Origin of the sequence: Enterobacter sp. 198 (assembly GCF_009025585.1) — a bacterium.
In the GTDB taxonomy this organism is placed as follows: domain Bacteria; phylum Pseudomonadota; class Gammaproteobacteria; order Enterobacterales; family Enterobacteriaceae; genus Enterobacter; species Enterobacter ludwigii.
In genome coordinates, this window is the sequence record NZ_WCIM01000014.1 from 139,747 (window position 1) to 157,399 (window position 17,653).

Here is a 17,653-nt window from a genome sequence, read left to right on the forward strand (position 1 = left end):
TCATTAACTCACCAGCGCCTGCCCGTCTTTGCGGCTCTCTGTCGCCGCCACATAGTGCCCTTCCGGCATACGATAAATCACCTGCGCGCCGCCGAAGTTGTAATCCTGGAGCGGATCTTCCACCACGATCTGGTGCCCACGCTCACGCAGTGCGGCGATAGTATTGCGATCGAACGTCGATTCGACGATCACTTCCCTGCCCTGCACCACGCGCCAGCGAGGCGCATCAATTGCCGCCTGCGGGTTTTGCCCGTGCAGCATGATGCGCAGCGCCATCTGCATATGCCCCTGCGCCTGCATTGGGCCGCCCATGACGCCAAAGGACATCAGCGGTTTGCCGTTGCCGTCCATCGCAAAGCCCGGAATGATGGTGTGGAACGGACGCTTACTGCCCGCCAGCGCATTCGGATGGTTTGGATCCAGCACAAAGCCACAGCCGCGGTTTTGCAGACTGATCCCGGTCTCCGGCACCACAATCCCGGATCCAAAGCCCATATAGTTGGACTGAATAAACGAGATCATCATACCGCTGGAATCTGCAGCGCTCAGGTAGACCGTGCCGCTCTGCGTCGGCGAACCGTAGACGAAATCGGAGGCGTTATCGGGGTCGATAAGCGCCGCGCGGGACGCCAGATAACGATCGCTCAGCAACGCCTGGGCCGCGAACTCCATGTGTTCTTCATCAGCGACGTAGCGATCGAGATCCGCCAGCGCCAGTTTCATCGCTTCAATAGACAGATGAAGCGACTGCACGGAATCCGGATGATGTTTTTCAATTCCACACTGCTCCAGAATACCGAGCGCAATCAGCGTGGCGATGCCCTGCCCGTTTGGCGGCAGCTCCTGAACTGAACCACCGGCAAAATCACGCGACAGCAGTTCTACCCAGTCCACACGATGATTGGCCAAATCCTCTGCCGTCAGGTGCGCGCCATGTTCTTTCGCGAAAGCGGCAATTTTCTGCGCCAGCTCGCCGCGGTAAAACGCTTCACCGTTGGTTCTGGCAATCAGCTCCAGCGAATGAGCCTGCGCCGGGTTACGGAAGATCTCGCCAACCCGGGGAGCACGCCCTTCCGGAGCAAAGCAGGCGCTAAAGCCTGGCTGATCTTTGAGCTTGTTATAACCCCGCTGCCAGAGATGGCCAATCAACGGGGAGACCGGAAAACCGTTACGCGCATACTCGATGGCCGGTTGCGCCAGCGTAGTAAGCGGCAGCGTGCCAAAACGTTCTGCCAGCGCCACCCAGCCCGATACCGCACCCGGCACGGTGACGGCGTCCCAGCCAATTTCTGGCACCGCGGTTTTCCCGGCAAACAGATCCGCGTGCCAGCTGGCAGGCGAGCGGCCAGAGGCGTTCAGGCCGTGGAGTTTTTCACCATCCCAGACGATGGCAAAGGCATCGCTGCCAATACCGTTGCCGGTGGGTTCAACCACCGTCAACGCCATGGCGGTTGCAACCGCCGCATCAACCGCGTTCCCGCCGAGCTGCAGCATTTTCATTCCCGCCTGGGCCGCCAGCGGCTGAGATGTCGCCACGGCGTTGTGGCCCATCATCGGCGGGCGTCGTGAATCGTAACCGGAAGTGAAATCAAGCGCTTTGGTCATCATGACTCCTTAGTCATGGCGCGGATCGAGCGCATCGCGCAGCCCGTCGCCGAGTAAATTAAAGCCCTGCACGGCAAGAAAAATCGCCACACCGGGGAATACAGACATCCATGGAGCCTGCTCAAGGAAACTTTTCGCGGTATTAAGCATTGAGCCCCATGACGGGTTCGGCGGCTGCTGGCCTAACCCCAGAAATGACAGACTGGCTTCAGCAATGATTGCCGAGGCAATGGCCAGCGTGGCCTGCACCAGAATCGGAGACATCACATTGGGCAGCACATACTTAATGATGATCCAGCGATCCGGCAGGCCAATCGCCCTCGCGCCGTCGATATACTCTTCGTTGCGAATGGCAATCACCTGGCCGCGCGTCAGGCGGGCGAAGATCGGCATTGCGGAGAGGCCAATGGCGATCATGGCGTTGGTCAGGCTTGGGCCCAGGAACGCCCCGAGCGCGATCGCCATGATCAGGAACGGACAAGCCAGCAGCGCTTCAATAAAACGCGAGATCACGCCGTCCCACATCTTCTGGAAGTAACCCGCCACCAGCCCCAGCGGAACGCCAATGACCACGGCGATCACCACCGACATACAGCCAGCCATCAACGACGTTCTCGCCCCCCAGATAATGCGGGACAAAATATCGCGGCCCAGTTCATCGGTCCCAAACCAGTACATCACCGAAGGCGCTTTACGCACCGCCAGGAAATTGGCTTTCACCGGATCAAAAGGCGCGATCCACGGTGCCAGCAGTGCCACCAGCACAAAAAAGCCCACCACTACGGCACCCATCACCGCGCTTTTATTGGCGAGAAATTTCTTCAGTACCCGGTTCTGCGCTCGGGGCTGAACCGCGGCAATGGTTTGAGTTGTCAGTTCCGCCATGCTTAACCTCGCATTTTCGGGTTGATAAGAACGTAAAGCACGTCGGCCAGCAGGTTCAGCAGCAGGAAACCGATCGCCACGATAAGCACCACCCCCTGCACCACCGCATAGTCACGGTTAAAGACCGAATCGACGATCATCTTGCCGAACCCTGGAATGGTGAAGACCTGTTCGGTCAGTACCGCGCCCCCCAGCAGTTCGCCGAACAGCAGCGTGGTCAGGGTGATCACCGGAACCAGCGCATTGCGAAACGCATGCTTTAAAATCACCGCGTTTGGCAACAGCCCTTTAGCCCGTGCGGTGCGGATGTAATCGGCCTTCATTACCGCGATCATGGAGGCGCGGGTATGGCGCATCAGCGTGGCCGCCAGCCCCGTTCCCAGTACCGAGGCAGGCAACAACAGCGTACGCAGGTTCTGGATCGGATCTTCACTAAACGGCACGAAACCCGACGCTGGCAGCCATTGCAGATTGACCGAGAAGACCAGAATCAACAGGATCCCGAGCCAGAAATGCGGTATCGAGATCCCCGAGATCGCCACAAAGTTGGCACCGTGATCGACCCAGCTGTTTTTGTTGACCGCCGCGAGGATCCCCATGCTGATGCCAAACACCAGCGCGATGATCATCGCCAGCAGCGACAGCTCCAGCGTCACCGGCAGTTTGCTGGCAATGAGCTGGGTGACCGGCTCGTGAGTGCGTAAGGAGACACCAAGATCGCCCTGCAGCGCGCGCGTCAGCCAGTTGAAGTACTGCACAGGGATGGGCGCATCGAGATTGAGCTCAGCACGCAGCTGGGCGATCACCGCCGGATCGCGCTCCTCCCCGGCCATGGCGATCAGCGGATCGCCGGGCAGCAGTTTTTGCAGGCCAAACACCATCATGCTCACCAGCAGTAAGGTCGGGATGGCCAGCAGCAGACGTTTGCAAATCAGTTCCAGCATGGGTTCTCCTCAGGCCAGTTATTTCGCCAGCGTCAGGCCAGCCAGACGCACAATGCCGTCCGGATACGGTTTAAAGCCCTGCACGCTCTTGTTCAGACCAAAAATACGCGGTTCAAAATAGAGGTAGGCGATGGGCATATCCGTCTGCAGCTGTTTCACCACCTTGTCGTACAGCGGCTGACGGACGGCTTTGTCGTTGCTCAGGCGCGCCTGCGTCAGCCATTCATCCACCTGCGCGTTACTGTAACGACCGTCGTTAAGGGTGCCTTTGCTGTTAATGAAGCCGTAGATGCTGCCATCCGGATCCGGACGACCCGACCAGCCAGAGAAGCTCAGCTGATAATCACCACTTTGCTGGCGGTCGAGCAGCGTGGCGAACTCGGTCATTTGCAGGTTCAGGTTAAAGCCAGCCTCTGCGACCATCGCCTGCAGAACCTGACCGACCTGCTGTGAAGTTGGGTTGTTGGGCACCAGCAGATTGACGTTCAGCGGCGTAGTGACGCCTGCCGCTTTCAACAGCGCTTTGGCTTTGTCGACATCGCGTGGTGGCACCGGCAGGTTAACGTGATACGGACTTACGGTAGAAAACGCCTGGTTTGCCGGGGTGTACAGCCCCTCGAAGACCACCTGATTTAACGCATCGCGATCGATTGCCTGTGAAAATGCCTCACGCACGCGGGCATCCTTAAACGGATCGTTCGCCGGGACCTTGCCGTTATTGATATTGAAGGTAATGCCCTGATAACCCAGACCGGTCACCTTCGCCAGCGCCAGTTTGCTGTCGGCTTCTACGGTTTTAACGTCGCTTGCGGCAATGCCTTCGGTCAGATCGAGATCCCCTGCACGCAGGTTAGCCAGACGTACGGAGGCATCCGGGATCGGCAGATAAATAATTTTATCGAAGTGGTAAGCGCCTTTGTTCCAGTAGTTGTCAAAACGCGTCAGAACGATACGGTCCTGCGAGACGCGGCTGTCGAACTTATAGGGGCCAGAGCAGACAGGATGTGCGGCAAAGTCAGGCTTTTTCGCGGCGTCGGGTGCCATCATCGCCCCGGCGCGATCGGTAAGCTGCATCAGCAGTGCGGCATCAGGTGTTTTCAGATGCAGGACAATCTGCATCGGGCCTGTCACCTCAACGGACTCAACGGACGAGATTTCACTTTTACGCAGCGAACCTTTTAACGTCAGCGCGCGGTCGAGGTTGTATTTTGCCGCGGCGGCGTCAAATTTTTCACCGTCATGGAAGGTCACACCTTCACGCAGATCCATGGTCAGCGTTTTGCCGTCGTCACTCCAGGCCCACGATTTCGCCAGCCCGGGAACCACTTTCAGATGCTCATCCACGTCCACCAGCCGGTCGCACAGAGACGCAAAGACGAAACGGCCATAATAGGTGCGCGCAAGATGCGGATCGAGCATGTCCGGATCCGCCCCCAGACCAATTCGCAGTACGCTTTCAGAATGGGCGGGCAGCGCCGCGCCAAGCAACATAACACTTCCCAGTACGGTCAAAAGAGAATTACGCATTGTCATTATCATGAGTTCCTTGAAGGAAGGGAGGAGTGAGTGGCCGCGTGTTCAAACAGCGCGCGGCGGCGCAGAAAGGCTGCGGATGGCGGTGCTATCTGGATAACACTGCGATCGCGGTTAATCTCCTGCCAGCGATGGCAGGCAATCTGGCGTCCCCCGGCCAGCACCTGATTGATCGGCTCGACCTGGCGACATTCATCCGTGGCATACGGACAACGGGTATGGAAACGGCAGCCTGACGGTGGGCTGGCCGGGTTCGGTAAATCCCCCTGCAGCAGAGGTGCCACACGCGGCGCGCCTGGCTGCATCTGGGGGGCGGAGGCGATTAACGCCTGCGTATAAGGGTGTAGCGGGGCATCAAAGATTTCGTCGACTGTCGCAAGCTCAACAATTTGACCGAGATACATCACCGCCACGCGGTCACTCATATGGCGGATAACCGCCAGGCCATGGGCAACAATCACCATTGTCAGACCCAGCTGGTGCTTCAGGCTTTCCAGCAGGTTGACCACCTGCGCCTGAACCGAGACATCCAGCGCGGAGACCGGCTCGTCCCCGAGCAACAGCTTTGGACCGGAGGCCAGCGCACGCGCAATACCAATTCGCTGACGCTGCCCTCCGGAAAATTCGTGCGGATAACGTTGTGCCCAGGCCGCTGGCAGCCCTACGGTTTTAAGCAGCTCCGCCACCCGATATTGCCTGTCGGCTTTCTTCATCGACTGGTGTAGCCACAGCGGCTCACCGACGATCTGCTCGACCGTCATGCGCGGGTTTAACGATGCGAAAGGATCCTGAAAGATGATCTGCAGCTCCCGCCGCAGCTGGTTCAGACGTGCTCCCGAGGCGTGAGTGATCTCTTCACCCTGATAAAATACGCGTCCTTCGCTGGCCGCCAGCAGCCGCAGAAGAAGACGGCCCAGCGTCGATTTTCCGGATCCGGACTCACCCACAATCGCCAGCGTTTCACCAGGCATGACGGAGAGGGAGACGCGATCGACCGCGGTGACAAAACGTGCTGGGGTAAACAGTTTTTTAGGGCCGGGAAAAAGCTTGCTCAGGTCCCGGGCTTCAAGAATGGGCGTCGTCATGCAATTTCTCCCAGCGCAATATGTTGTTCCAGCGGCACGCGGAAGCAGGCCACCTGATGGTCGGTCCCCATCGCCGTCAGCGACGGCTTTTCGTCATGACACCGCGTTTGCGCGAAGGGGCAGCGGGTAGCGAACCGGCACCCTTTGGGCATGGATTCCGGCAGCGGAACGGCTCCGGGAATAGTGGAAAGCGCACCTTTACGCGCGCCGAGGGACGGAATCGAGCCCATCAGTCCTATGGTGTACGGGTGTTGCGGGTCGGCAAAAATGGCCTCCACGCTCCCCTGCTCTACCACCTGTCCGGCATACATTACCGCCACCTGCTGCGCGACTTCCGCCACCACGCCCAGATCGTGGGTGATCATTAACACCGCCGTACCGGTCTCTTCTTTGAGGGTATTAAGCAGCGCGAGGATCTGCGCCTGAATGGTCACATCCAGCGCGGTTGTCGGCTCGTCGGCAATCAGCAAACGTGGATGGTTAATCAGCGCCATCGCAATCATCACGCGCTGACGCATCCCCCCGGAAAGCTGGTGCGGATACGCTTTCAGGCGCATTTCTGCTGCCGGAATCTGCACCTTCTCCAGAATCTGCAACGCAACCTTCATCGCCTCTGCACGAGAAAGTTTCTGATGGCGCATCACCGCTTCACTGAGCTGGTCTCCCAGCGTGAAGGCAGGGTTGAGCGAGGTCATTGGCTCCTGGAAAATCATTGCCAGTTCGCTGCCGCGAAGATCGGCATATTCCCGCGGTGAAAGCTTTCGTAAGTCGTGACGACGGAACTGCATCTCGCCGCTGACGATCTGTGCGCTGGCGGGCAGTAAGCCCATCAGCGCTAATGAGGTGATACTTTTCCCGCAGCCGGATTCCCCCACCAGCGCCAGCGTTTCTCCCGCGTTGACCGTCAGTGAAATACCATCAAGCACGCTCACCGGAGAGCCGGCGAACGTTACGTTAAGATTTTGCAGCCGCAGTACAGGCGTGGGGTCCTTAAACGGGATCGTCGTCATAGCGTGAAGTCGTCCTCAAGGTGAATAGCCTGAATCAGGGCTGACTGCAGGCTAAGCAGGTGTTCGCGCATGGCGGCCGCTGCTTCATTAGGCTGGCGATGGATAATCGCAGACATGATTTTTTGATGGTGGTCGTTATAGTGATCAACCCGCTCGGGTGTACGGGCTAATTCGCGCAAATGCTGCCAGCCCGGTTCACGTCTGACGGCATCAATGGCATCAAACAGGCCAAGCATCAGGCGATTACCGGCAGCCTCGGCAATGGCGCGGTGAAATGCGCTATCCCAGAGTTCGTTGAGATCGCGGTCGTCCGGGCTGACCTTATCAATGCGTTCCAGCATGCGCTGCATAAGCGCGAGGTTTTCCCTGGTGGCACGCAGTGCCGCAAGCCGGGCTAAGCCGGGTTCGAGCTGAAGACGAGCTTCCATGACTTCCAGAAGGTTGGTTTGCTGAACCAATCCCTGAAGGGCCAGAGGTTCAACAGGTGCTGACGGGCCTATAAAGGTCCCTTTGCCCTGTTTACGCCAGATCCGCCCCTCCTCTTCCAGCACATCCAGCGCACGACGTACTTCACGTCGTCCTACGCCGAGAGTCTCCGACAGCTCACGTTCCGTGGGCAGCGGAGTGCCTGGTGTTGACTCATGCTGGTTGATCAGTCCGCGCAGCTGCTCAAGCGCGGTGCTGGAATTGGCCAGAAACCGTGACGGTTTTTCCATATTGGTTCGCTCGCTATCATCATTACTTTATTTTTATTAACGATAAGTTATTGATATGACGTGCTACTTACCGTGCTAATGATTAAGCAATAAACGAACCAATAAAGCATTGGTTCATGAACTTTCTGAAGGGATTGAGATAAGCGAATGATTTTCTGTGAATTATTTTTTACAAAATTACACATCTGCTCCGCTGCCAAAAAGACAATCGGTGGCAAAATGCACAAATACGGTGCAAATTGTGCACTATCATTGATCAAATGTTAATTAATTGCACCACAGATATTAACTTTTTGTTAATAAAGACAGGGGGGCGGATAAAGAAGATTTGCAGACGCAGAAACGACGAAGGCCTGAATCATTTCTGATTCAGGCCTTCTGAATAGTGGCGGAACGGACGGGACTCGAACCCGCGACCCCCTGCGTGACAGGCAGGTATTCTAACCGACTGAACTACCGCTCCACTGTTCCCGCTGGGGGAACGAGGCGCATATTACGGTTTGCCTCCGGACTCGTCAACGCTTTTTCTCACGTTTTGAATCGTTTGCTGCAAAATTCACCCAAACGATGATTTTACAGGCATTCCGGCCCTTTTTCAGGCCCGCCACATGCAGCTTCCGCCTTTCTTCTGCACTAAATCAAGACGGGATTCATGGTTAAGTAACTCGTCATCATTGGCTAAAACCACCCGCAAACGACTGGCCTGGCGAACAACACGTTGAATCCCCGCTTCACCCTGCGTCTGCTGCGATTCATTTTCCATGCTGAATTTCATGGACGTCTGACCACCGGTCATCGCCAGGTAGACATCCGCCAGGATCTGGGCATCGAGCAATGCGCCGTGCAGCGTTCGCTTGGTGTTATCTATTTCATAGCGAGAACAGAGCGCATCCAGGCTGTTACGCTTGCCAGGAAACATTTTCCTTGCCAGCGCCAGGCTATCGGTCACCTTACAGAACGTGTTCGTTTTCGGAATATCACGATGGAGCTTACTGAACTCATAGTCCATAAAGCCGATATCGAACGACGCGTTGTGAATGATAAGCTCGGCGCCTTTGATATATTCCAGAAATTCGTCTGCCACTTCCGCAAAGGTCGGTTTATCCAGCAAGAACTCATCGGCGATACCGTGCACGCCGAACGCTTCTGGGTCCACCAGCCGGTCGGGTTTGAGGTAGACATGGAAGTTGTTCCCCGTAAGACGACGGTTTACCACTTCAACGGCACCGATCTCGATGATCTTGTGCCCTTCGTAGTGCGCGCCGATCTGGTTCATACCGGTGGTTTCGGTATCGAGGACAATCTGGCGAGTAATTGCAGTGCTCATAGCGGTCATTTATGTCAGACTTATCGTTTAACTGAACGTTTCAAATACAGGAAGTCTACCAGAGATGCGTAAACAGGTAGAAATTTTCACCGATGGATCTTGCCTCGGCAACCCAGGGCCTGGCGGTTATGGCGCGATTATGCGCTATCGCGAGCATGAAAAAACTTTTAGCGAAGGCTATTTTCTGACCACCAACAACCGCATGGAGTTGATGGCCGCCATTGTGGCGCTGGAAGCGCTAAAAGAACACTGCGATGTGGTGTTGAGCACTGACAGTCAGTACGTACGCCAGGGGATCACCCAGTGGATCCACAACTGGAAAAAACGCGGCTGGAAAACGGCAGATAAAAAGCCGGTCAAAAACGTCGATCTCTGGAAACGTCTTGATGCTGCGCTGGGCCAGCACGAGATTAAATGGGAATGGGTTAAAGGTCACGCAGGCCACCCCGAAAACGAACGTTGTGACGAACTGGCACGGGCAGCGGCATCAAACCCCGCCCATGAAGACACAGGCTATCAGCCCGAATCCTGATCAGGGTTTTCTGTACTGCCGCGTGGCGCCCACGGTCTGGCGAATGGGCGATTTTGATTTACTCTGCTTCATCGGATTAAGCGTAAGGGGGATGGTTCGCTTACGCGCGACAATAAACTGCATGCAGCCTAATGCCGGCAGATGGGTGCTCAGAACAACGCCCCCCTGCCGCGCCCAGGGAAGTACCTGAAAACCGCCCGAGCAGAGCACCTCAAAGTTCAGCAGTGAAAGCCAGTCAAGCTGGCGCATCATCGTGAACATCCTGCTGTTATACGGCGGTGTCCGGCGAAGCACCGGAACCAGCTTGCGCAGCCCCATCAGACTCAGCGGATTGAACCCGCTGAGTATCAGCCAGCCATCATCAATCAGGACGCGGTCGGCCTCGCGCAGCAGGCGATGAGGATCGCTGCACCAGGGCAATGTGTGTGCCAGCAGGCAGGCATCAACGGACTTTTCCGCAAACGGCAGATGCAAAGGATCCGCTTTCACCTGAACCGGTGATGCGCCAAGAGAGACATTAACCTGATGTGAGATAGCGCAGCTTTCGGTATTGATTTCCGCGCTGAGATTGCCAATCTTAAGCAAGTGAAAACCATACATTTTCGCGAGCCAGGGTTTAAGCTGCTGTTCCAGGTTCTCGCGATAGTATTCACCCCAGGGCAATTCGGCCCAACGTTCAGGTGCCGGGACAATCTGAGGTATCCTTGCCGGTTTCATCAACACACCCACCACGCTATAAGAGGTAATTTATGAATCTTATCAGTATTCCCGCCTTTCAGGACAATTACATCTGGGTTTTAGTCGATGACGAGCGTCGGTGCGTCATTGTCGATCCTGGAGAATCGGCTCCTGTATCAGACGCGATAAAAGAGAACGGCTGGCAACCAGAGGCCATCCTTCTGACCCATCATCATAACGATCACACCGGCGGCGTTGCTGACCTTCGTGCCCAATTCCCGCATCTGGTGGTTTACGGACCGGCAGAGACACAAGATAAGGGAACAACGCAGGTAGTCGAAGAAGGTGAAAATATCCTCATACGCGAGTGGGAGTTTTCTGTATTTGCTACACCAGGTCACACTTTGGGACATCTTTGTTTCTACAGCAAACCTTATCTTTTTTGCGGCGACACGCTGTTCTCCGGCGGCTGTGGAAGACTTTTTGAGGGCACCCCAGCCCAGATGTACCAGTCATTACAGAAGATTAGCGCATTACCTGACGATACCCTTATTTGTTGCGCACATGAGTATACATTAGGAAATATGAAGTTTGCGGCGAGCATCTTGCCAGAGGATCGGGCGATTCAAGATTATTATCACAAAGTGAAGGAGTTACGTGCAAAAAACCAAAAAACACTCCCCGTAATTCTGAAAAATGAGCGTAAAACTAATTTATTTTTACGAACAGATGATATTGATTTAATTGATGAAATTAACAAAGAAACAAATTTGTCACAACCAGAACAACGATTTGCATGGTTAAGGTCAAAGAAAGATAACTTCAGATAATTGCGGGTTGCCTTTTCAAAATTTCGCCGTTATCATCGCTCGTCTTTTAAGCAACTATTGACACACACATGAAGGCAAAAGCGATATTACTCGCCTCTGTCCTGCTTGTAGGTTGCCAGTCGCAGAACGGCAGCAACGTACAACAGCACGCACAGAGCCTTTCTGCAGCTGGTCAAGGGGAAGCAGGGAAGTTTACAAGTTCAGCGCGATGGATGGACGATGGGACGTCTTTCGCACAGGATGAAGACTTGTGGACCTCTATTGGCGACGAGCTAAAGATGGGAATTCCGGAAAACAACCGGATTCGCGAACAGAAGCAAAAGTATTTAAGAAATAAGAGCTATCTCCACGATGTAACTTTACGGGCAGAGCCGTATATGTACTGGATAGCCGGGCAAGTTAAGAAACGTAACATGCCGATGGAGCTGGTACTCCTACCCATAGTGGAGAGCGCTTTTGACCCACACGCGACGTCTGGCGCCAATGCCGCAGGCATTTGGCAGATCATTCCGAGCACCGGGCGAAACTATGGTTTGAAACAGACCCGCAACTATGATGCGCGTCGTGATGTTGTCGCTTCAACGACAGCCGCTCTCGACATGATGGAACGTCTTAATAAGATGTTCGACGGCGACTGGCTGTTAACGGTCGCAGCGTATAACAGTGGCGAAGGTCGTGTACTGAAGGCAATGAAAGCGAATAAAGCACGGGGTAAATCCACCGATTTTTGGTCGCTCTCACTGCCACAGGAAACGAAGATTTACGTACCGAAAATGCTGGCATTGAGCGATATTCTCAAGAACAGCAAGCGTTACGGTGTACAACTGCCAACACCAGACGAAAGTCGTGCACTGGCGCGCGTTCGCCTCAGCAATCCGGTTGATATTCAACAGGTTGCTGATATGACGGGTATGTCGGTAAGTAAACTGAAAACCTTTAATGCAGGCGTTAAAGGCTCAACGCTGGGGGCCAGTGGTCCGCAGTATGTAATGGTTCCGCAGAAACATGCTGAGCAGTTACGTGAGTCTTTAGCATCGGGTGAAATTGCCGCTGTTCAGTCAACACTGATCGCGGATGCATCATCCGTGAACAGCCGCAGCTATAAGGTTCGGTCAGGTGATACGCTTTCGGGCATTGCCTCACGTCTTGGCGTGACGGCAAACGATCTGCAGCAGTGGAATAATCTGCGCAGCTCAGGCCTGAAAGTGGGTCAGACTCTGACGGTGGGTGCAGGTAACAGTGCACAGCGTCTCGCCAGCAACAGCGATAGCATTACCTATCGTGTGCGTAAAGGTGATTCACTGTCCAGTATCGCAAAACGACACGGCGTAAATATCAAGGATGTGATGCGCTGGAACAATGATACTGACAATCTGAAACCAGGCGACCAGCTAACGTTGTTTGTGAAAAACAGCGCCACGCCAGACTCCTGATGACACGACCTAACGATAAAAAGGCACCGATTCCCCTCGGTGCCTTTTTTCTTTACGCTGCTTTTTGCGCTTCAGCCATGATGGTATCGCTGGTAAATGATCCATCATCCTGCAATTCAAAGTACGCCTTCACTTCCGCTGACGCACTATCCTGATACAACCGAATGGCCTGGCTTAACGCTTCCGGCGTGCGCATACGGGCAATCCACGAGCTGAACTCCAGCGGCAAGCGGTCCGTTATCAATGCACGTGTGATCAGCCCCGCTTCAGTAATCAGCGCTAACCACTCCCCGCTGGAGTAGTTTTGCACATGCGAGGTGTCGCGCAGCGCTTCAACCGTTTGCAGCCAGATATTACGCACCGGATGTCCCGGCGACATCACATCCATAATGATAAAGACCCCGCCCGGCTTCAGGACGCGTTTAACTTCACGTAATGCCTGGCCGACGTCATGCCAGTGATGGGCAGAATAACGGCTGATAACAACTTCAAACGAGGCATCTTCAAAGGGTAAGGATTCGGCATAGCCCTGGCGCGTTGCGATGTTGTTCAGCCCTTTGGCTTGTGCGGCCTCTGCAACCACCTCCAGCATCTGACTGGATAAATCATAGGCCGTGACCCGCGCCACCTGCTGTGCTGCCGTGAAGCTGGCATGCCCGGCACCACAGCCTAAGTCCAGGACGTGCGCGTGCGGCACTGCCGTCAGGCGTTCACCGAGACGGACCAGATCACGGCCAGACGCGTGCACGGCACTGCTCAGATAAGCATTTGCCTGGGAGCCAAACTGTTTTTCTACGTTGTCATGATGGGAGTGTGTTGTTGTCATCGTACTGTCCTTTTGTTGTTAAAAATAAAGGGCAGCACCCGAATGGCCTGCCCCACGGCAGACCTGACATACCATTATTTATCAGGTTTGCCGGGACTGAATTCAACGAGTAGAGGATTGTGATCGGAGGCACGCGTCACCAGAACAGAGGCGTCGTGAACGTTCAGACCACGATAGAAGACAAAATCGAGAGGACGGCCAAACGCTTTCTTGCGCTGGTCATCGCTAAAACGAACTTCACGCAGCGACATTTCGCGTGCAAAGCGATACAGCGCATTCATGCGCGGACGGCTCCAGGCATTAAAATCCCCGGCCATAATGATGGGCCCGCTGTGATGGGCGATCTGGTCACCGATCGGAAGTAACTGCTTACTATACACATCCACGCCCAGGCTGAAGTTGACCGCGTGGATATTCACAACCATCAGCATGCGCGTGTCCGGCAGCGGGTAGACCGTTACCAGCGCCGATTTCGCCAGACGCAGAATCGGCTCGCGCTCGCGCAGCGGGCAGCAATAGACCGGATGAGCCGAAGAGAGAGTCATCACGCCAGAAGGATGTTGCGGCAAGACAAACGCGGGAACCTGGTCAGCAGCAAGGTAGTGAGTCGTAGCAAACCTTACCAGCTCGGGGGTGGTTTGCGCCTCCTGCAACAGCACCAGATGGGCGTCTTTCCCAAAATTCTTGAGTACCGATAACCACTCAGCGCGTTGTTGTTTAAAGATGTTCCACACCAGCACCCGGATTTTTTCATCGCTGCTTAAGGGTGTCCCGGCAGGTAATGCCTGACTTATGCTCGCAAACGACCCCGGAGGCAAGATCCTCTCCGCGGGCATTCCGGCAACATAACGCATGGCATAGGTATTTTTTCGCACTTTTGGAAACGGCCTCTGTAACATGAACCAGCCCGGAAAACGGACTGGTTCTAATGTTATAGGGACTTTAGGTTACACTTTCAACGCAATTTCAGATAAACCGCTTTCCAGTTTTGTAAGCAAGCACTTACTGATGTTATCCCAGCACTACACGAGCGGGTTTATCAAGGCGCCCACTCAGGCTAATCAGCAGGAAAGCGACCAGAACAATCACCGCACCAATCCATGGCGTTTGGGTTAATCCGAAATGTTCAACGGTTTGCCCACCAATGATAGAACCCAGCGCAATCCCAATATTGAACGCGGCAATATTCAGGCCCGATGCGACATCTACCGCGTTGGGTGTATAAAGTTCGGCTTTTTGTACCACGTAAACCTGCAGGCCTGGCACGTTACCAAAGGCGAAGATCCCCATCACCAGTACCGTTATCAGTGCGGCGTATTGCATCGATGCCGTGAACTGGAAAATCATCAGCAGAACAACCAGTGCTGCGAAGATAAACTTCAGGGCCGGCACTGCACCATGTTTGTCCGCAAGCTTCCCTCCCCAGATATTACCGATGGCGACGGAGATACCATACCCCAGCAAAATCCAGCTCACTGCACTGGGTGAGAAGCCTGCCAGGTCCTGCATCATCGGAGCCAGGAAGGTGAAAGCCGTGAATACCCCTCCATAGCCGAGCGCTGTGACGGCGTAGATGATCAGCAAACGCGGATGCGTGAGTACCTTGAGCTGATCGCTCAGGCTGGCACTCGCACGTCCTGCAATCGTCGACGGTACCAATAGCAGGCTGGCAACCAGGGCAATCACCCCCAGTAAAGAGACGGCAAGGAAGGTTTCGCGCCAGCCAAAGTGCTGTCCGATAAACGTTCCTAACGGTACACCAGTGACAAGGGCGACGGTCAGACCACCGAACATAATCGCGATGGCGGATGCTGCTTTCTCTTTTGGAACCAGGCTGGTTGCAATAGTTGAACCAATGGAGAAGAACACACCGTGAGCGAGACCGGTCAGCAGCCGGGCAATCACCAGCGTGGTGTAGTCCGGCGCCTGCCAGGCCAGAATATTGCCAGCGGTGAATAGCACCATCAGCGCAACCAACAGCGGCTTACGCGGGAAACGTCCCGTCAACGCGGTCAGGACAGGGGCGCCGATGGCAACCCCGAGCGCATAGATAGAAACCAACAGGCCGGCAGAAGGCAGCGAGATTGAAAGCTGGTTAGCTATCGTAGGCACCAGTCCTACGATAACAAATTCGGTCGTGCCAATTGCAAAGGCACTGATCGTCAGGGCAAGTAGCGCCAGTGGCATAAATAACTCCATATCATCAGGATTAAGATGACAGGCAGTATGCGCCAGTGCTTAAATAACAAAAATGGTCAAAATATCAATAGAATTTTGCAGGTGGTGCAACAATGAAAGCAACGTCGGAAGAGCTGACAATTTTTGTCGCCGTCGTCGAAAGCGGCAGTTTTAGCCGTGCGGCCGAGCAGCTGGGGCAGGCTAATTCAGCCATCAGCCGCTCGGTGAAAAAACTGGAGATGAAGCTCGGCGTCAGTCTTCTCAACCGAACGACGCGTCAGCTGAGCCTGACGGAGGAAGGCGAGCGTTACTTCCGCCGTGTGCAGTCCGTCCTGCAGGAGATGGCGGCGGCAGAAACAGAGATTATGGAAACCCGTAGTACGCCACGCGGATTGCTGCGCATTGATGCGGCAACACCGGTTGTTCTTCATTTTCTGATGCCGCTAATCAAGCCTTTCCGCGAACGCTATCCGGAGATGACGCTCTCGTTAGTTTCCTCAGAGACGTTTATCAATCTCATCGAGCGGAAAGTGGATGTGGCGATCCGGGCCGGCACCCTGACCGACTCGAGCTTGCGGGCCCGCCCTCTTTTTGCCAGCTACCGCAAGATAGTCGCATCACCGCAATACATCGCAGAGCATGGCAAACCAGAGACGGTTGAAGAACTGAAGCAGCACCTGTGCCTGGGCTTCACGGAGCCCGTATCGCTGAACACCTGGCCTGTGGCCTGTCATGATGGTCAACTGCATGAAATCACCAGTGGGTTATCGTCCAACAGTGGAGAAACGCTGAAGCAGCTTTGCCTCGAAGGGAATGGAATCGCCTGTTTGTCGGACTATATGATTGATAAAGAAATTGCACGCGGTGAGCTTGTAGAGCTGATGGCAGATAAACGTCTGCCTGTGGAGATGCCTTTTAGTGCAGTTTATTACAGTGACAGAGCGGTAAGTACGCGCATACGCGCCTTTATCGATTTCCTGAGCGAACATATAAAAACAGCTCCCGGGGGAGCTGTGTGAGGGTTTCAGGTTACAGAGGAAAGGGTCAATATTAATCCCAGTCAGGTGCCAGACCTTCAGGGCTGACCAGACGATCGTTGCATTCCAGGGCAGCGATCGCTTTTTTGTCTTCGGCGTCCAGCTGGAGATCCCTCGCTAACAGGTTACTGGCCAGGTTTTCACGTCGGGTTGAAGAGGGGATCACGGCGTAACCTTCACCCATCGCCCATGCCAGAATCACCTGTGCAGCCGTTGCGCTATGTTTCTCTGCGATACGATTAATCACGTCATCTTTCAGTGCTTTACCGTAGGCCAGGGTCATATATGAGGTGATGTGGATGCCGTGCTGTTTTGCCCAGTCCACGACTTTGCGGTTTTGCAGGTAGGGAGAGAGTTCAATCTGATTGGTTGCAATGTTTTCAGCCCCCACGGCGGCAATGGCTTTTTCCATCAGCGGGATGGTGAAATTAGAAATACCTATTTCACGCGTTAAGCCCTGCTCTTTCGCTTCACGCAATGCCTGCATGAACTCCTCGACTGACACGGCATCGTTCGGTGATGGCCAGTGGATCAACGTCAGATCCACATAGTCGGTACGCAGTTTTTCCAGGCTCTCTTTCAGGCTGGGGATCAATTTGTCTTTGCTGAGGTTTTCAATCCAGATTTTGGTCGTGATGAAAAGCTCGCTGCGCGCTACGCCGCTCTCTTCGATAGCCTGACCAACGGCAGCTTCGTTATCATAAATCTGCGCCGTATCAATTGCGCGATAGCCAAGCTCAAGTGCAGTTTTAACAGATGCGATAACAACGTCGTCTTTCAGGCGGAAAGTGCCCAGACCCAGTGCAGGGATAGTCATGTAATCCTCGTTATTCATAATGATTGTTAACTGAGGAGGATTATCGCTGCTGCCGTTATGCAGAAAAAGAGCGTTTAACGCAGAGGATTTTTGCTGATTTGGCAATAATGATAAGACAGATATGAAAAAAGCCCTGAGCGTTAACTCAGGGCTTTTAATAAGTGGCGGAACGGACGGGACTCGAACCCGCGACCCCCTGCGTGACAGGCAGGTATTC

The 17,653-nt window shown here is 54.6% G+C and carries 17 protein-coding genes and 1 tRNA gene; 4 read left to right on the forward strand and 14 right to left on the reverse strand.

Annotated features, from left to right (window positions below; genetic code table 11):
- Positions 1-3: 3 nt before the first annotated feature.
- The 9 genes from F8561_RS06760 to dnaQ form a co-directional block, all read right to left on the reverse strand.
- The gene (locus F8561_RS06760) at positions 4-1,605 is read right to left on the reverse strand and encodes a gamma-glutamyltransferase family protein (protein ID WP_020882793.1); all 1,602 of its coding nucleotides are present in this window, start codon (positions 1,603-1,605) and stop codon (positions 4-6) included.
- 9 nt (positions 1,606-1,614) lie between these two features.
- Complete coding sequence (locus F8561_RS06765) at positions 1,615-2,490, reverse strand: ABC transporter permease (protein WP_020882794.1); 876 nt, start codon at positions 2,488-2,490, stop codon at positions 1,615-1,617.
- 2 nt (positions 2,491-2,492) lie between these two features.
- Positions 2,493-3,434, reverse strand: a complete 942-nt coding sequence (locus F8561_RS06770; protein ID WP_032677468.1) for an ABC transporter permease — start codon at positions 3,432-3,434, stop codon at positions 2,493-2,495.
- An 18-nt stretch (positions 3,435-3,452) separates the two neighbouring features.
- Complete coding sequence (locus F8561_RS06775; protein WP_192938250.1) at positions 3,453-4,967, reverse strand: ABC transporter substrate-binding protein; 1,515 nt, start codon at positions 4,965-4,967, stop codon at positions 3,453-3,455.
- A 2-nt stretch (positions 4,968-4,969) separates the two neighbouring features.
- Positions 4,970-6,052: an ABC transporter ATP-binding protein gene (locus tag F8561_RS06780; protein ID WP_151887266.1), complete on the reverse strand. Its 1,083-nt coding sequence runs from the start codon at positions 6,050-6,052 to the stop codon at positions 4,970-4,972.
- Complete coding sequence (locus tag F8561_RS06785) at positions 6,049-7,062, reverse strand: ABC transporter ATP-binding protein (protein ID WP_014168747.1); 1,014 nt, start codon at positions 7,060-7,062, stop codon at positions 6,049-6,051. Before F8561_RS06785 ends, F8561_RS06780 begins: the two co-directional genes overlap by 4 nt.
- A complete protein-coding gene (locus F8561_RS06790; RefSeq protein WP_014168746.1) occupies positions 7,059-7,778 on the reverse strand; it encodes a FadR/GntR family transcriptional regulator in 720 nt (239 codons plus the stop codon). Before F8561_RS06790 ends, F8561_RS06785 begins: the two co-directional genes overlap by 4 nt.
- Positions 7,779-8,164: 386 nt before the next feature.
- Positions 8,165-8,241: transfer RNA gene (locus tag F8561_RS06795), tRNA-Asp, on the reverse strand.
- A 132-nt stretch (positions 8,242-8,373) separates the two neighbouring features.
- A complete protein-coding gene (gene dnaQ, locus F8561_RS06800) occupies positions 8,374-9,105 on the reverse strand; it encodes a DNA polymerase III subunit epsilon (RefSeq protein WP_032669568.1) in 732 nt (243 codons plus the stop codon).
- A gap of 64 nt (positions 9,106-9,169) precedes the next feature.
- Between dnaQ and rnhA the strand changes: the two genes are divergently transcribed.
- Positions 9,170-9,637 (forward strand): ribonuclease HI, encoded by a 468-nt coding sequence (gene rnhA, locus F8561_RS06805; protein WP_014168741.1) that lies wholly within the window; start codon positions 9,170-9,172, stop codon positions 9,635-9,637.
- Here rnhA and F8561_RS06810 read toward each other — a convergent pair whose 3' ends face one another.
- Complete coding sequence (locus tag F8561_RS06810; protein ID WP_020882800.1) at positions 9,638-10,354, reverse strand: class I SAM-dependent methyltransferase; 717 nt, start codon at positions 10,352-10,354, stop codon at positions 9,638-9,640.
- 32 nt (positions 10,355-10,386) lie between these two features.
- Between F8561_RS06810 and gloB the strand changes: the two genes are divergently transcribed.
- Both gloB and mltD read left to right on the forward strand, forming a co-directional pair.
- Complete coding sequence (gene gloB, locus F8561_RS06815) at positions 10,387-11,145, forward strand: hydroxyacylglutathione hydrolase (protein WP_047744233.1); 759 nt, start codon at positions 10,387-10,389, stop codon at positions 11,143-11,145.
- A gap of 68 nt (positions 11,146-11,213) precedes the next feature.
- Complete coding sequence (gene mltD / locus F8561_RS06820; protein ID WP_014168738.1) at positions 11,214-12,578, forward strand: murein transglycosylase D; 1,365 nt, start codon at positions 11,214-11,216, stop codon at positions 12,576-12,578.
- A 52-nt stretch (positions 12,579-12,630) separates the two neighbouring features.
- Here mltD and F8561_RS06825 read toward each other — a convergent pair whose 3' ends face one another.
- From F8561_RS06825 to F8561_RS06835, 3 genes are all read right to left on the reverse strand, one after another.
- Positions 12,631-13,404 (reverse strand): class I SAM-dependent methyltransferase, encoded by a 774-nt coding sequence (locus F8561_RS06825; RefSeq protein ID WP_151887267.1) that lies wholly within the window; start codon positions 13,402-13,404, stop codon positions 12,631-12,633.
- 74 nt (positions 13,405-13,478) lie between these two features.
- A complete protein-coding gene (locus F8561_RS06830) occupies positions 13,479-14,279 on the reverse strand; it encodes an endonuclease/exonuclease/phosphatase family protein (protein WP_025205128.1) in 801 nt (266 codons plus the stop codon).
- A 136-nt stretch (positions 14,280-14,415) separates the two neighbouring features.
- Positions 14,416-15,591 carry an MFS transporter gene (locus tag F8561_RS06835; RefSeq protein ID WP_020882804.1) on the reverse strand — a complete coding sequence of 392 codons (1,176 nt, stop codon included), beginning with the start codon at positions 15,589-15,591 and terminating at the stop codon, positions 14,416-14,418.
- Between the two features lie 104 nt (positions 15,592-15,695).
- Between F8561_RS06835 and yafC the strand changes: the two genes are divergently transcribed.
- Positions 15,696-16,601, forward strand: coding sequence for a DNA-binding transcriptional regulator YafC (yafC, locus tag F8561_RS06840; protein ID WP_014168734.1), 906 nt, complete (start codon positions 15,696-15,698; stop codon positions 16,599-16,601).
- Between the two features lie 31 nt (positions 16,602-16,632).
- On the opposite strand, the gene dkgB is transcribed toward yafC, so the two are convergent.
- Positions 16,633-17,436 carry a 2,5-didehydrogluconate reductase DkgB gene (dkgB, locus tag F8561_RS06845; RefSeq protein ID WP_059306445.1) on the reverse strand — a complete coding sequence of 268 codons (804 nt, stop codon included), beginning with the start codon at positions 17,434-17,436 and terminating at the stop codon, positions 16,633-16,635.
- Positions 17,437-17,653: the final 217 nt, after the last annotated feature.

Excerpts from the sequence above, each read along its gene's own strand:
- F8561_RS06775 (WP_192938250.1), bottom strand. The coding sequence starts at position 4,967 with ATGACAATGCGTAATTCTCTTTTGACCGTACTGGGAAGTGTTATGTTG.
- F8561_RS06835 (WP_020882804.1), bottom strand. The coding sequence starts at position 15,591 with ATGCCACTGGCGCTACTTGCCCTGACGATCAGTGCCTTTGCAATTGGC.
- F8561_RS06785 (WP_014168747.1), bottom strand. The coding sequence starts at position 7,062 with ATGACGACGATCCCGTTTAAGGACCCCACGCCTGTACTGCGGCTGCAA.
- gloB (WP_047744233.1), top strand. The coding sequence starts at position 10,387 with ATGAATCTTATCAGTATTCCCGCCTTTCAGGACAATTACATCTGGGTT.
- F8561_RS06780 (WP_151887266.1), bottom strand. The coding sequence starts at position 6,052 with ATGACGACGCCCATTCTTGAAGCCCGGGACCTGAGCAAGCTTTTTCCC.
- F8561_RS06825 (WP_151887267.1), bottom strand. The coding sequence starts at position 13,404 with ATGACAACAACACACTCCCATCATGACAACGTAGAAAAACAGTTTGGC.
- rnhA (WP_014168741.1), top strand. The coding sequence starts at position 9,170 with ATGCGTAAACAGGTAGAAATTTTCACCGATGGATCTTGCCTCGGCAAC.
- mltD (WP_014168738.1), top strand. The coding sequence starts at position 11,214 with ATGAAGGCAAAAGCGATATTACTCGCCTCTGTCCTGCTTGTAGGTTGC.
- F8561_RS06810 (WP_020882800.1), bottom strand. The coding sequence starts at position 10,354 with ATGAAACCGGCAAGGATACCTCAGATTGTCCCGGCACCTGAACGTTGG.
- dnaQ (WP_032669568.1), bottom strand. The coding sequence starts at position 9,105 with ATGAGCACTGCAATTACTCGCCAGATTGTCCTCGATACCGAAACCACC.
- F8561_RS06790 (WP_014168746.1), bottom strand. The coding sequence starts at position 7,778 with ATGGAAAAACCGTCACGGTTTCTGGCCAATTCCAGCACCGCGCTTGAG.
- yafC (WP_014168734.1), top strand. The coding sequence starts at position 15,696 with ATGAAAGCAACGTCGGAAGAGCTGACAATTTTTGTCGCCGTCGTCGAA.
- F8561_RS06765 (WP_020882794.1), bottom strand. The coding sequence starts at position 2,490 with ATGGCGGAACTGACAACTCAAACCATTGCCGCGGTTCAGCCCCGAGCG.
- F8561_RS06760 (WP_020882793.1), bottom strand. The coding sequence starts at position 1,605 with ATGACCAAAGCGCTTGATTTCACTTCCGGTTACGATTCACGACGCCCG.
- F8561_RS06770 (WP_032677468.1), bottom strand. The coding sequence starts at position 3,434 with ATGCTGGAACTGATTTGCAAACGTCTGCTGCTGGCCATCCCGACCTTA.
- dkgB (WP_059306445.1), bottom strand. The coding sequence starts at position 17,436 with ATGACTATCCCTGCACTGGGTCTGGGCACTTTCCGCCTGAAAGACGAC.